This window comes from Nonomuraea sp. NPDC050733 (assembly GCF_040654215.1).
Lineage (GTDB): Bacteria > Actinomycetota > Actinomycetes > Streptosporangiales > Streptosporangiaceae > Nonomuraea.
The window spans coordinates 72,614-86,194 of the sequence record NZ_JBFAHO010000004.1; the positions used below are offsets into that span (position 1 = coordinate 72,614).

The window sequence follows — 13,581 nt, forward strand, 5'->3', positions numbered from 1 at the left end:
CTTAGCTTTCGAGTGCGGCGAGCCAGCGCTCGGAGTCGAGCGACGCCGAGCAGCCGGTGCCGGCCGCGGTGATGGCCTGACGGTAGGTGTGGTCGACGACGTCGCCGGCGGCGAACACGCCGTCGATGTTCGTCTGGGTGCTGGGGGAGGCGACCTTGATGTACCCCTCGTCGTCGAGGTCGATCTGGCCCTTGACCAGCTCGGTGCGCGGGTCGTGGCCGATCGCGAGGAAGAGGGCGTCGGTGGCGAGCTCGCACTCCTCACCGGTCTTCACGTTGCGCAGCTTGACGGCCTCGACCCGGGAGTCGCCGAGGACGTCCACGACCTCGCTGTCCCAGACGAAGCGGATCTTGTCGTTGGCGAGTGCCCGCTCCTGCATGATCTTGCTGGCGCGGAGCTGGTCGCGGCGGTGGACGACCGTCACCATGCGTCCGAACCGGGTCAGGAACGTGGCCTCCTCCATCGCGGTGTCACCGCCACCGACGACCACGATGTCCTTGTTGCGGAAGAAGAAGCCGTCACAGGTGGCGCACCAGGACACGCCCCGGCCGGACAGCCGCTTCTCGTTCTCCAGGCCCAGCTCGCGGTAGCGCGAACCCATCGCCAGGATGACCGACTTCGCGTAGTAGGTGTCGGTGTAGGTCTTGATCACCTTGGGGTTGGCTTCCAGGTCGACCTCGACCACGTCGTCGGCCATCAGCTCGGCGCCGAACCGCTCGGCCTGCTTGCGCAGGTTGTCCATCAGGTCGGGGCCCATGATGCCGTCGGGGAACCCCGGGAAGTTCTCCACGTCGGTGGTGTTCATCAGGGCGCCACCGGCGGTGACCGAGCCTTCGAAGACCAGCGGCTTGAGCTCGGCGCGCGCGGAGTAGACGGCCGCGGTGTAGCCAGCGGGCCCGGACCCGATGATGATCACGTTACGAACGTCGCTCAACGCTCCCACGCCTTCCTCGTCTGTTTTTGCCAGTGGCGTCAACAGATCCTAGGCCGCGGTGATTCCCACCCCTACCCGCGACGCCCGGATCAAACGAAAGAGCCCGCCGAAGCGGGCTCTGACGTGTGCTCACGATCGACAGATCACCAGCGGCCGAGTTTCGGCTTGCGCAGGTTCTTGCAGTGGAACGGGTCGACGACGTCGACGCGGATGCGCTTGGCCGCCTCGTCCCGCCGGGACGCCACGATCACGGCCTCCTGGCCGTTGTACTGTCCCTGGTCGACCGCAAAGATCTTCAGCTTGGTACGGCCGGCGACCTGATTGACGCACGTCGCCACCTTGTTGGTGTCGGCCGTGACACCGGCCACGATCGGCGCCGGGGCGAGGAAGCCCTCCAGGGGCTGGCGCAGCTCGCCGTCGCTGTAGTTGTGGCCGCTGTCGGTCAGCGCGTACGGCCTGGCCTTCGGCACCTCCTTGGTCCGGGCGGGGGCCGGCTGGGCCATCACCTGCCGGCTGGAGCCCGCACCGCCGCCACCGGTCGCGAGCAGGTTGCCGGAGACGACGACGCCGCCCACGACGGCCGCCGCGGCAGCGGCCGCGACCGCCGGCAGAGCCCACCGGCGCCGTCGAGCCACCCGCCGCGCCGGGACGATGGTCCCGTCGTCGGCGACCACTCCGAGCCGTACGGTCTCCTCGGCCTCCGCCGCGTGGGCCGGCTCCTCGTAGGAGGGGACCGTGTGGACCGGCTCCGGCGCCAGGCGCGCGGCGGGCCTGAGGCGGACCGGCTCACTAACTTCGGCGGGCCGCTCCCATGGAGCGTCCCGCATGAGTCTGTCCCAGTCCGGTGCCTCGGCGAGGTCCACACCCCCGCGCCGCTGCTCGTCCCCGGCGGCGAGTGCCTCGGCGGCGAGCGCCTTGTCGATGCGCAGTGCGACACCCATCGGCATGGCCGGTGTGGGAGTCGCCGCGAGCACCTCGCGAACCGCCGCCAGGTCTGCCAGGAGCTCCCCACAGGAGTCGCATACCGCGAGATGGTCGCGGACCTGGCGGGCCGTGCCGGCGTCCAGGAGGCCCTCTGCCAACTCGGCGAGGATCTCCAGATCGTAGTGCGTATCACCCGTCACGAAGTTCTGCTCCCTTCCCGGATGAGACGCGACCGAGGTCCGAACGGTTCCGCAGATGCGAAAGAATCGGGGCAAGCTTCGCCCGGCCTCGGGCGCATCGGCTCTTGACGGTGCCGCTGGGCACGCCGAGCACCTGAGCTGCGTCTTCGACCGAATAACCCATCATGTCGACGAGTACGAGAGCCGCCCGCTGGTCGGCCGGGAGCCGTTTCAGCGCGGCGGAGACCTCCATCGAGACCTCCCGCTCGACCGTCTGGTCGGGCAGGGGCGTCTCACGCTCGGCGGCCTCGATGAGCTCGTCGTCGGCGACCGGCCGGATGGACTTGCGGCGCATCCGGTCGAGGCAGGCGTTGACGACGATGCGGTGGAGCCAGGTGGTGACGGCCGCCTCGCCGCGGAACGAGCCCGCCTTGCGATAGGCGGACACGAACGCGTCCTGTACGGCGTCGGCCGCTTCGTCGGGGTCGCCGAGCGTGCGCAGGGCGACCGCCCACATGCGGTCTCGGTGCCTCTTGACGATCTCGCTGAACGCGTGTGGATCCCCGTCGATGTGCGCGGTCAGCAGCGCGGCGTCACTGATCGCCGGCCGCTCCGCTGATGAGGGTGTCTCGGGTGGGGAGTTCACAAGAGGGATTCCTGGTTTATGCCGATCCGGGGGAGTGGACCACTACCTCATAGATGGTGCCATGAAAGCCGCCCGCATCTGCCGGAAGCCGCGTAAACCAGATCAAAACGTACTGCCCGGTGGCCGCTTGATCGGGCTTCAGCGTGACCTTCCCCGAGGCGCCCTTCTCCTTGATGACGGTCTTCAGCGCCGACAGATCGGGCGAGTCACCCACCTTGAGCTCCACGCTCGCCCCGCTGGCGCTGGACAGCGTGGCCACCACGTCGCTGATCTGCACCGGCTTGCCCATGTCGAGCAGCAGGCCGACGCCCTCCTTGAGATTGCCCAGCTCGGCGGTGTTGTAGTTGTCGGTCTTCCAGAGCGTGCTGGGCTTGCCGTCGATCGCCAGCTCGGCGCCGGTGTTCTCCTCCTTGTCGCCCAAGGGGTCGAACGCGATCGCCTTCTTCGGCTTGACCGCCTGCGGGGCCGCGGTGACGGACGCCGAGGTCGCCTTGGGGGTGCCCTGCGCCTCCGGGTCGCCCTTGCCGCTGCCCAGACTGCGGCCGATCGTCCACGCGCCGACGCCGACCGCGGCGATGACGAGCAGCACCACGACCGTCATGAGCATGCGGTTGACCATCCCGCCGCGCTGGGAGCTGCCGCGCTGCGGGACGCTCAGGTGCTGGATCGGCGGCTGGGGCCGCGGGGGCCGCACGTCGGTGTCGAGGCCCTCGGACGGCGAGGTGACCGTCACCGAGGGCGGGGCGGCGTTGTAGTCGATGGGGATCGGCATCGGCCGCGCGACGCCCGCCAGCGCCTCGGCCACGGCCGCCGGGCTGTTCAGGGCGCCGTGGCCCTTGCGCGACTCGGGCAGGCACGCCTTGACCGTGACGGTGTCGAGGTAGCTCGGCACTCCGGCGGTGACCTGGCGTGGCGTGCAGAAGTGGCCGTCGGTCATGGGGGCGGGCGGCAGGCCGCCCTCCTCCTCGTCGCCCGGCCAGTGGCCGGTCAGGCCCGCGTACAGCAGCCGGCCGAGGCCCTCGGCGTCGTCCAGGGCGGGCTGGTCGGTGGTCAGCCCCGACAGGGCCGCGTCGACCGCGACGCCCAGCACCTTGACGGTGTTGCCGGTCGTCCACACCAGGTGGGCGGGGCGCAGGCACAGGTGGTGGAGATCGGCCTCGTGGGCGTGCGCGAGGGCCTCGGCGGCCTCGGCCACCAGGCCCGCCGCCCGCTCCGGGTCCAGCGGGCCGGCCGCGACCAGGTCGGACAGGGTCTCGCCGGTGACCCACTCGCTCACGACGTAGGAGTAGTCCTCCTCCTCGGCCGCGTCGAACACCTGCGTCAGCCGCGGGTCGGTGAGCCGGCTGGCGGCCCGGGCGGCGGTGACGACCTCGTGGACGCGGGGGAAGTCGGGGGAGAAGGTGTGGACCGCGACGGGGCGGGCGAGGATCTCGTCTATGGCCTTCCACAGAGTGGCGCCGTCGGACTCGGTGACCCGGTCCTCAAGCCGGAAGCGTTCGGCGAGACGAGTGCCGGGTTCGACCGCCGACGTGCTCACTGACTCACTCCGCTCGGCTGATCGGGCGTGCTCATGACTCGGGTGGCCTGCGTGGTCGTGTCCCACGTAGGCACGCTATGCCGGGTGGATCCGCCCACGCCCCTCCTGCTTCCATTCGCGCGTGTGGGCACCATGGTAGTGCCGCGCCGGTTCCGCCCGTGTTCCTTACGGCCTTCCTTACCGGCCCAACCGCCCGGCAACCATCCCCACGATCGAGTTGACCTCGGGAATGCGCATCCGGTGAGCCACGGCGAGGTACAGCAGCATGCCCACGCCCCCGCCGACCACCAGGATGATCACCGAGGTGAGGAAGCTCAGCCCGCCGAACGCGAGCTGGACCAGCCACACCACGGCCAGCGCCAGCACGGCCGTGGGCAGGGCGGCGAGGTACATCCGGGTCATGGCCATGCCGATCTGCCAGCCGCCCAGCCCGTGCACCCGCCGGGAGGCCAGCCACCAGGCGGCCACCGCCCCGAGAGCGTACGCGACGGCGTAGGCGAAGGCCAGTCCCATCACCGTGTAGGCATACGGGAGCACCTGATACATGATCCACATGAGCAGCGCGTTGACCACGGTCGTGGCCGCCCCCACGTACACCGGGGTCCGGGTGTCGCCGAAGCTGTAGAAGACGCGCAGCAGGAGCTGGAAGATCGCGAACGGCACCAGGGCCAGGCCGTACACCTGCAGGACGTTGCCGATGTAGACGGCGTCCTGGAGCGGCACGGACCCGTGCGCGTAGATCGGCACGGTGATGGCGGGGCCGAGCACCATGAGCAGCAGCGACACCGGCACCATGATGGAGCCGATGAGCCGCACGCTGGAGGCGAACTCGCTGCGCACGTCGCCGAGCCGCCCCTCGCTCACCGCGCGGCTCATGCGCGGCAGCATCGCCGTGATCACCGAGACGCCGATGATGCCGTACGGGAGCTGGAAGAGCTGGAAGGCGTAGGTGTAGGGGCTGATGCCGTGGCCGGAGACGGAGTCGCCCGCGGAGCTGGCCAGGTTGGTGGTCAGCATGAAGCCGAGCTGGGTGACCACCACGTAGCCGATGGTCCACGCGCCCGCCCGGCCCATCTCGCCGAGCCGGGCGTTGCGCAGGTCGAAGCGGGGCACGAACGCGAACCCGGCCCGCCGCAGCGCCACGATCAGCACGACCGCCTGGGCCACGATGCCGGCGGTGGTGCCGAGGCCCAGCAGGGCGAGCTGCCCGTCGGTGACGCGGCCGATGTCGTCGCCCGCGTCGCCCACCACGACCACGTAGGCGAGCAGCACGCAGATGACCACGATGTTGTTGAGCACGGGCGCCCACATGGGGGCGGCGAAGCGGTCGCGGGTGTTGAGGATGGCGCCCGCCACCGCGCCGACGCCGAAGAAGGCGAGCTGCGGCAGGATGAACCGGGCCAGTGTCACCGCGACGTCGAGCTTACGTCCGCTCCAGCCCGTGGTGTAGAGGTCGATGAGCAGCGGCGCGGCCAGCACGGCGATCACCGCGACGACGGCCAGCGCGACCGCTGACAGGCTCAGCAGGCGCTGCTCGTAGGCGCGCCCCCCGTCGGGGTCCTGCTTCTGCGCCCGGACGATCATCGGCACGACGACGCTGCTCAGGACACCGAGCAGCAGCAGGTCGAGGATGCTGTACGGGATGGAGTAGGCCGCGTTGTAGGCGTCGCCCATGCCGGCCGTGCCGATCGCGATGGCCAGCACCATGGTGCGCACGAAGCCCGTGACCCTCGACACCATGGTCCCCGCGGCCATGACGGCGCTGGCCCGGAGCATGCGGCTCATACGGTCTCACTCTCCCGACTCTTGGCGGCCCGTTCGAGCCGTCGCTGCGATCTGCGCCTGAGGACCCGCGTCACGACCGCGGCGAGCATGACCGTCAGTGCCGCGCCGACGATCACGAGGGCGACGCCGGTGTAGCCGGTTGTCCGGATGATCAGTTTCACCGGCTTGCCGTACGGCTGCCCGTCGGAGGTGCGAAGCTGGACGGTCACGGGCGTGTCGCCGCTGACGCCCGCCGCCGCCGTCATCGGGACCTTGAGCGTGCCGCTCTGGCCGTTGCCCTCGATCACCAGCCTGCGCGACGGCTGGGGGCGGATCTGCAGCTGCTTGTGGTTGGTGGAGACGACATCCACGTCGACCGTGACCTTGACCGGCAGCGAGTTCTTGACGCTGATGGGCACGACGCCGTCGGACCCGGCGAGGGTGCGCGGCCGGTCGGGGTCGGCGCCGGTGATGGTGATCATGTCCATCCGGGCGTCCACGGCGTCCTTGACCAGCCTGGCCGCCGCCCGCCCGGCCCGCGTCTGGTTGCGCCAGGCGGAGGACGTCAGCCGCAGCACGGCCGCGTCGAACGCCGACGGCGACTTGGCCGTGGTGATGAGCGAGGTGAGGTCGGCCTTGCGGGCGACGTCCTTGATCGGGGTGAGGTACTTGGCGCCGAGCTCTTCCTTGCGGTCCTGATCGGTGTAGGTGAGGCCGGCGCGCGCCGGCTGCCCCGTCTGGACCGTCTTGGCCTTGGCCGGCTTGACCGAGTCGAGCGGGGTGAGCGTCAGCCACGGCAGGCTGTTCGCGGTCTTGAGCAGGCCGGAGACCAGCGTGGGGTTGGGGTCCCAGCGGCGGGAGGGCGCGACGACCAGCGACCGCGGGGTCGTCTGCCCGGGCTCGGCGGAGATCATCGCGGTCTCGGCGATGAAGCGCTGGCGGCTCAGCAGCACCGAGCCGGCGCCGCCGCCCGGCTCGAACAGCCGGCTGAGCGCGGGGTCGGCGACGAGCGCCGTGACGGGCCCGGCGACGCTGTACAGAGTGGCGGCGGCGTCGGGGGTGACGGCCCCGGGCGTGAGGGCGGCCTGCTGCGTCGTCTCCGTGCCCTGCTGCTGCTGACCCTGCGGCGGCAGGTTGGTGGAGTTGAGCAGGACCTTGCGCACCTGGGCGACGCCGGGCTTGCCGACGGCCAGCAGGTCGAGCGCGTCGGCGTCGAGCAGGCCGGAGGCCGGCCAGTTGATCGAGGTCGACACCTCGGGCCGCAGGAGCTGGGTGGCCTTCTGCCCGCCCAGCTCGATCGCCCGGCCGACCTGCGTGTCGAAGCCCTTGTGGGCCAGCGCGGCCACGTCGGGGTCGGCGTACGGGGTGGCCATGACGGGGGAGTCGGCCAGGGCCGCCCGCAGGTCGGTGAGCCACTGCGCCGCCGCGCTGTCGGCGGGCTTCTTGACCGGGCCGTCCTTGGTGCTGACCGTGTACGGCTTGGACATGGCGGTCACGTCGTCGAGCAGGGCGGGGTCGAGGAACCAGGTGACCTTCGCGGGCGCGTCCTTGGCGATGCGGAGCAGGTCGGCGAGCCGGCCCTTGCCGGTCAGCGCCGGGCCCAGCTTGTCGTCGGCGAAGTTGGGGTCGTCGGCGCGGTGCGGCTGGTCGATCAGCGGGAGGGCGACGGCCAGCTTGTTGCGCACCGGCTTGGGCTGCGGGGGCGCGTACGTGATGAACGTGCGCTGGACGGCGAGCTGCCGCCAGCCGAGCTGCTGGACCTCGATCGCGATCGGGTAGACGCCGAAGCGGGGCGTGCCCGGCGCGGCGAGCTGCGCCGGGGTCAGCGTGATCTCCCACGGCGTCGAGGCGCCCGCCGCCAGCGACGCGATCGTCATGGCGGACACGTCGGAGACGCTGCGCGGGACCTGCGGGTCGCTCAGGTCGGCCTGGTAGGTCTCGACGGCGGCCCGGTCGGTGAGCGGCTGCGGGGAGTAGCGCAGCCGTACGAGCAGGCCGGTCAGGGCGGTGCCGGTGTCGTTGCGCAGGGTGCCGGAGATCTTGATCTCGTCGGCGGCGCCCTTGGCCCACTCGGGTGTGATGGAGGACACGGTGAGGGCCAGCCCCTGGCGGGCGGCCTGGGCGGATGCCTGGGCGGGCACCGAGGCGGTCGTCGTCCTCGCGGCAGCAGCGCCCGGCGTCACCACGCCCAGGGGCGCGAGCAACGCGGCGGAGACGACGGCGAGCAGCGTGGCCTTACGGATCACGCGTCCGCCCGGGCTGGAGTACGGCGCACGCCCGCAATGGTACGGGCTCAGTGCCGCAGCGCGATCGCCTCACGTGGTCCCCTGGGCCGGGGAATCCTGAGGTCCACGGTCTTGCCGGACAGGAGGGACAGCAGGTCAAGGGCGCGCATGCGCACCGCGGTGTGTCGTTCGCCGCTGGCCATGAAGATCGGCTCCCCGTCGGAGCTGAGCCGGTCGTCGATGAGCAGCGGGAGCCGGCGCGGCAGCAGCAGCGGGCACACCAGGCCGGCGGCGTAGTCGGTGGTGGAGTTGACCAGGAACGCGGGGGCGTGGCGCACGTCACGCGCCCCCAGCAGGCCGCCGACCGCCCCGGGCCGCGGCGGCGCGGCGACCGAGGAGACGACGGCGACGACCTCGTGCCCGAGCCTCGTCGTGGCCTCGAACACCGTGACCGCGACGCACCTGTCGGGCGCGGCGGAGATCGTCTCGGGCAGCTCGTCCGCGGTGGTGATGGGACGCGGAAGGCGTACGATCTCATGATGGACCTGGTGTGCGAGGAGCCAGCGGTGGATCGCGAGGGCGTCCTTCATGAACACGCTCCTTCGTTCCTTGGCCCCCGACGGTCCTCTTGACCGACGGTAACCCGGACCTCATGTGGCCCGGGGGATATGTTCCGGAATCGAAGGACCTACCCAGCTTGTCCGACTCAAATCTGACCGACAACCAGCAGCGGGCCATGAGCGACCTGTTCCGCAAGATCGCCCCCGTCGCCGACGAGCTCGGCCGCCTGTTCGCCGACCAGGGGCACGAGCTGGCCCTCGTGGGCGGCCCCGTGCGCGACATGCTCCTCGGCCGCACCGGCAACGACCTCGACCTCACCACCGACGCCCACCCCGAGCGCGTGCTGTCCCTCGTACGCGACTGGGCCGACTCGGTGTGGACCATCGGCATCGACTTCGGCACCGTCGGGGTGCGCAAGGGCGGCTGGCTGATCGAGATCACGACGTACCGGAGCGAGTCCTACGACCCCAAGTCGCGCAAGCCCGAGGTCATGTACGGCGAGACGCTGGAGGCCGACCTGGAGCGGCGCGACTTCGCGGTCAACGCGATGGCCGTGCGCCTGCCCGGCCACGAGTTCGTCGACCCGTACGGCGGCCTGACCGACCTGGCGGCCAGGAGGCTGCGCACGCCGGGCCCCCCGGAGCGGTCCTTCGGCGACGACCCGCTGCGCATGCTGCGCGCCGCGCGGTTCGCCTCCCAGCTCGGCTTCGCCGTGGACGACGCCGCCGTGGAGGCGATGACCTCCATGGCCGAGCGCATCGAGATCGTCTCGGCCGAGCGGATCCGCGACGAGCTGGACAAGCTGATCTGCGGCGCCCGGCCCCGCGAGGGCCTGCGGCTGCTGGTCGACACCGGACTCGCCGAACACGTCCTGCCCGAGCTGCCCCGGCTGCGCCTGGAGATCGACGAGCACCACCGGCACAAGGACGTCTACGAGCACACCCTGACCGTGCTCGACCAGGCGATCGCCCAGGAGGAGGACGGCCGGGCCGACCGCATCCTGCGCTGGGCGGCGCTCCTGCACGACATCGGCAAGCCCAAGACACGCCGCCACGAGCCCGGCGGCCGGGTCTCCTTCCACCACCACGAGGTGGTCGGCGCCCAGCTCACCAAGAAGCGCATGGCCGAGCTGCGCTTCCCCAAGGACGTCGTGGCCGACGTGTCGCGGCTGGTGGAGCTCCACCTGCGCTTCCACGGCTACGGCACGGGCGAGTGGACCGACAGCGCCGTGCGCCGCTACGTGCGCGACGCCGGCCACCTGCTCACCCGCCTGCACAAGCTCACCCGGGCCGACTGCACGACCCGCAACAAGCGCAAGGCGGCGGCGCTGTCGCGCACCTACGACCAGTTGGAGGAGCGCATCGCCCGGCTGGCCGACGAGGAGGAGCTGGCCAAGATCCGGCCGGAGCTCGACGGCAACGACATCCAGCGGATCCTCGGCGTCGGCCCCGGACCGGTGGTGGGCCAGGCCTACAAGTTCCTGCTGGAGCTGCGCCTGGACAAGGGCGTCATCGGCACCGAGGCGGCCACCGAGGCGCTGCTGGAGTGGGCCCGCGGCAACGGCCTGATCAGCTCCTGACGGCCGGTCAGCGCGAGGGCGTGGGCACCGGGGGCCGCACGATCAGGCGGTAGACCAGCGCGGCCACCGGATAGCCCGCCGAGATGATCGCCGCGGTGAGGTAGGACTTGCCGTCGGGCGGCAGGATGGCCGCCGACAGCGCCGCGGCCAGCACGTACATGCCGTTGAAGAGCATGTCGTAGATCGAGAAGGCCCGGCCCAGGTAGGCGTCCTCGACGTCGCGCTGCACGGCCGTGTCGGCGCAGATCTTGACGCTCTGGCCGGCGATGCCGAGCACGAACCCGGCCACCGGGAGCCCCCACTCCTGGAACGGCATGATGACCGGCGCCGTGAGCACGCCGGCCGCGGCCAGCGCCATCGGCACCCAGCGCTCCATCGTGAACCGCTCCGTGGCCCACGGCGTGATCAGGACGGCGAGGAAGTAGCCCACGCCGGAGGTGGCCACCACCACGCTGATGCCGCGCAGGGCCGCGTCGGGGTCGCCGTCGGTGAAGTAGTAGCGGTACAGGATGATGCCGAGCGCGGTCGCCATGCCGTACAGGAACCGGTGCGCGGCCATCGCGCCCATCGTGGCGGCGGCCCTGCGGTGGCGCGCCAGGTGACGGGCGCCGTCCACGAGGCCGGCGACGACGTTCCTGACCGCCTGGCTCGCCTGCGGCCGGTCGGGGGCGTAGGAGGGGCCGAGCAGCGAGCGCTCCATCGTGCGCGCGATCAGGGCGCTCAGCCCGAACACGACACCCGAGACGAGGAGCAGCACCGCCGTGCCGGACGCGCCGCCGCCGAGCGCCTCGCGCAGCACGAACCCCACCCCGGCGCCCACGAACGTCACGACGGTGCCGGAAGTGGGCGTGACGGCGTTGGCGGCCATCAGCCGCTCCACCGGCACCACGTGCGGCAGGGACGCGCCCAGCGCGGCCAGGAAGAACCGGTTGACCGCCAGGACGCCGAGCGCCGCGGCGTAGAACACCGGCTCCGGCGCGCCGGCCGCGACGAGCGCCGCCGCCGCGAGCAGCAGCCCGCCGCGCACGAGGGGCGCGATCACCAGGATCTGCCGCCGCGACCACCGGTCGATGAAGACGCCGACGAACGGCCCCAGCACGCTGTACGGCAGCAACAGCACGGCGAGCCCGGCGGCCACGGCCAGCGCGGTGGTCTGCTTCTCCGGGCTGAAGAAGGCGAACCCGGCCACGCCGAACTGGAAGATCCCGTCGGAGAACTGCGAGACCAGCCGCGTGCCGAAAAGCCGGCGGAAGTCCCGGCCCTGCAGGACTATCCGGAGATCGGCGACGAACGACACGCAGTCAGCCTAGTCCCGCCCACGACGTCCCAGGCGCGAGAGTTGGCGCAGCAGGTGCGCGAAGCAGGTTCTGCCCGCCGACATGATCACGTACGCTTCGTAGCGTGACGACTGATGAACTGGTGGTGCTGGTCGACGGCGAGGGCCGCGCGGTCGGCACCGCGCCCAAGATGTCGGTGCACGGCCGGGAGACGCCGCTCCATCTGGCCTTCTCCAGCTACGTCTTCGACCGTGCCGGCCGCGTGCTGCTGACCAGGCGCGCCGACCACAAGCTGACCTGGCCCGGCGTGTGGACCAACAGCTGCTGCGGCCACCCGCTGCCGGGCGAGCCGCTCGACCACGCCGTCACCCGCAGGCTCTCCTACGAGCTGGGCCTGGCCGTGGAGCGCGCCGACCTGGTGCTGCCCACGTTCGCCTACCGGGCGGTCATGGGCAACGGCATCGTCGAGCACGAGCTGTGCCCCGTCTACCGCGTCACGGCCGAGGCCGCGGCGGTCCTCAACCCGGAGGAGGTGGGGGAGACGCTGTGGATGCCGTGGCAGGAGTTCGCCGCACGCGTGCTGAAGGGGGAGCTCGCCATCTCGCCGTGGTGCGCCGAACAGGTGCCGCTCCTGGTCGAGCTCGGCCCCGACCCGATGGCCTGGCCCACGGCCGCCGAGGCCGAGCTGCCCCCTGCGGCCCGGGTCCCCACCGGCTGACGCCTGACCCGGGCGCCTGGCCCCGGCGACGGCCCACGAGACGCCGTGACGGCGGCCGACCCCGTGCGGGATCAGCCGCCGTCTCCCTGGAGGCCCTCAGCCACGTACGGCGACTGGGCCCTCCTCGGCTGTGCCGTGAAAGATGGTTATCTGTCCACCTCGCCGCGGATGAACTTCTCGACGTAGTCGCGCGCCTCGTCGTCGGAGTACTGCTCGGGCGGTGACTTCATGAAGTAGGACGACGCGCTGAGGATCGGGCCGGCGATGCCCCGGTCCAGGGCGATCTTGGCGGCGCGCACCGCGTCGATGATGATGCCGGCCGAGTTCGGCGAGTCCCAGACCTCGAGCTTGTACTCCAGGTTGAGCGGGGTGTCGCCGAACGAGCGGCCCTCCAGGCGGACGTAGGCCCACTTGCGGTCGTCCAGCCACGGCACGTGGTCCGACGGGCCGATGTGCACGTCGGCCTTGCGCATCTCGTGCGGGATCTGCGAGGTGACCGACTGCGTCTTGGAGATCTTCTTCGACTGGAGCCGCTTGCGCTCCAGCATGTTCATGAAGTCCATGTTGCCGCCGAAGTTGAGCTGGTACGTGCGCAGCAGCTCGACCCCGCGGTCCTCGAACAGCTTGGCCATGACGCGGTGCGTGATGGTGGCGCCGACCTGCGACTTGATGTCGTCGCCGACGATCGGCACACCCGCCTGCGTGAACTTCTCGGCCCACTCGGGGTCGGAGGCGATGAAGACGGGCAGCGCGTTGACGAAGGCGACCTTGGCGTCGATCGCGCACTGCGCGTAGAACCGGTCGGCCTCCTCGGAGCCCACCGGCAGGTAGGAGACGAGGACGTCCACCTGGTTGTCGCGCAGCACCTGGACGACGTCGACCGGCTCCTCGTCGGACTCGTCGACGATCTCCCGGTAGTACTCGCCCAGGCCGTCGAAGGTGTGGCCGCGCTGCACGACCACCCCCGTCGGCGGGACGTCCGCGATCTTGATGGTGTTGTTCTCGCTGGCGACGATCGCCTCGGACAGGTCACGGCCGACCTTCTTGGCGTCCACGTCGAAGGCGGCGACGAACTCGACGTCGCCCACGTGGTAGTCGCCGAACTTCACGTGCATCAGGCCAGGCACCCGGACCGCCGGGTCGGCGTCCTTGTAGTAGTGGACGCCCTGGACCAGTGACGCAGCGCAGTTGCCGACACCGACAATGGCCACGCGAACCGAACCCATCGCACTCGCTC

11 protein-coding genes are annotated in these 13,581 nt (G+C 71.1%); 2 read left to right on the forward strand and 9 right to left on the reverse strand.

Annotated elements, in window-relative coordinates; genetic code table 11:
- Position 1: 1 nt before the first annotated feature.
- From trxB to AB0H64_RS09915, 7 genes are all read right to left on the reverse strand, one after another.
- Positions 2-934, reverse strand: coding sequence for a thioredoxin-disulfide reductase (trxB, locus tag AB0H64_RS09885; protein ID WP_357622353.1), 933 nt, complete (start codon positions 932-934; stop codon positions 2-4).
- A 143-nt stretch (positions 935-1,077) separates the two neighbouring features.
- On the reverse strand, positions 1,078-2,058 hold the full coding sequence (locus AB0H64_RS09890) for a zf-HC2 domain-containing protein (protein ID WP_357622356.1): 981 nt from the start codon (positions 2,056-2,058) through the stop codon (positions 1,078-1,080).
- A complete protein-coding gene (gene sigM / locus AB0H64_RS09895) occupies positions 2,048-2,683 on the reverse strand; it encodes an RNA polymerase sigma factor SigM (protein WP_357622359.1) in 636 nt (211 codons plus the stop codon). Before sigM ends, AB0H64_RS09890 begins: the two co-directional genes overlap by 11 nt.
- 16 nt (positions 2,684-2,699) lie before the next feature.
- On the reverse strand, positions 2,700-4,220 hold the full coding sequence (locus tag AB0H64_RS09900) for a protein kinase family protein (RefSeq protein WP_357622363.1): 1,521 nt from the start codon (positions 4,218-4,220) through the stop codon (positions 2,700-2,702).
- A 177-nt stretch (positions 4,221-4,397) separates the two neighbouring features.
- The gene (gene murJ / locus AB0H64_RS09905; RefSeq protein ID WP_357622366.1) at positions 4,398-6,005 is read right to left on the reverse strand and encodes a murein biosynthesis integral membrane protein MurJ; all 1,608 of its coding nucleotides are present in this window, start codon (positions 6,003-6,005) and stop codon (positions 4,398-4,400) included.
- Positions 6,002-8,230: a DUF6049 family protein gene (locus tag AB0H64_RS09910; protein ID WP_357622369.1), complete on the reverse strand. Its 2,229-nt coding sequence runs from the start codon at positions 8,228-8,230 to the stop codon at positions 6,002-6,004. The genes murJ and AB0H64_RS09910 overlap by 4 nt, the downstream gene beginning before the upstream one ends.
- Before the next feature lie 47 nt (positions 8,231-8,277).
- Positions 8,278-8,799: a YbaK/EbsC family protein gene (locus AB0H64_RS09915; RefSeq protein WP_357622372.1), complete on the reverse strand. Its 522-nt coding sequence runs from the start codon at positions 8,797-8,799 to the stop codon at positions 8,278-8,280.
- A 146-nt stretch (positions 8,800-8,945) separates the two neighbouring features.
- On the opposite strand from AB0H64_RS09915, the gene AB0H64_RS09920 reads away from it, so the two are divergent.
- The gene (locus AB0H64_RS09920; RefSeq protein WP_357622961.1) at positions 8,946-10,349 is read left to right on the forward strand and encodes a CCA tRNA nucleotidyltransferase; all 1,404 of its coding nucleotides are present in this window, start codon (positions 8,946-8,948) and stop codon (positions 10,347-10,349) included.
- A gap of 7 nt (positions 10,350-10,356) precedes the next feature.
- Here AB0H64_RS09920 and AB0H64_RS09925 read toward each other — a convergent pair whose 3' ends face one another.
- A complete protein-coding gene (locus tag AB0H64_RS09925) occupies positions 10,357-11,646 on the reverse strand; it encodes an MFS transporter (RefSeq protein WP_357622375.1) in 1,290 nt (429 codons plus the stop codon).
- Between the two features lie 104 nt (positions 11,647-11,750).
- Here AB0H64_RS09925 and idi point away from each other — a divergent pair, with 104 nt between their 5' ends.
- Positions 11,751-12,344, forward strand: a complete 594-nt coding sequence (gene idi / locus AB0H64_RS09930; protein WP_357622379.1) for an isopentenyl-diphosphate Delta-isomerase — start codon at positions 11,751-11,753, stop codon at positions 12,342-12,344.
- Positions 12,345-12,490: 146 nt separating this feature from the next.
- On the opposite strand, the gene AB0H64_RS09935 is transcribed toward idi, so the two are convergent.
- Positions 12,491-13,570, reverse strand: a complete 1,080-nt coding sequence (locus tag AB0H64_RS09935) for an inositol-3-phosphate synthase (RefSeq protein ID WP_357622382.1) — start codon at positions 13,568-13,570, stop codon at positions 12,491-12,493.
- Positions 13,571-13,581 lie beyond the last annotated feature (11 nt).

Bases quoted from the DNA above. Each gene is read 5' to 3' on its own strand.
- AB0H64_RS09935 (WP_357622382.1), bottom strand. From the start codon at position 13,570: ATGGGTTCGGTTCGCGTGGCCATTGTCGGTGTCGGCAACTGCGCTGCG.
- murJ (WP_357622366.1), bottom strand. From the start codon at position 6,005: ATGAGCCGCATGCTCCGGGCCAGCGCCGTCATGGCCGCGGGGACCATG.
- AB0H64_RS09915 (WP_357622372.1), bottom strand. From the start codon at position 8,799: ATGAAGGACGCCCTCGCGATCCACCGCTGGCTCCTCGCACACCAGGTC.
- AB0H64_RS09920 (WP_357622961.1), top strand. From the start codon at position 8,946: ATGAGCGACCTGTTCCGCAAGATCGCCCCCGTCGCCGACGAGCTCGGC.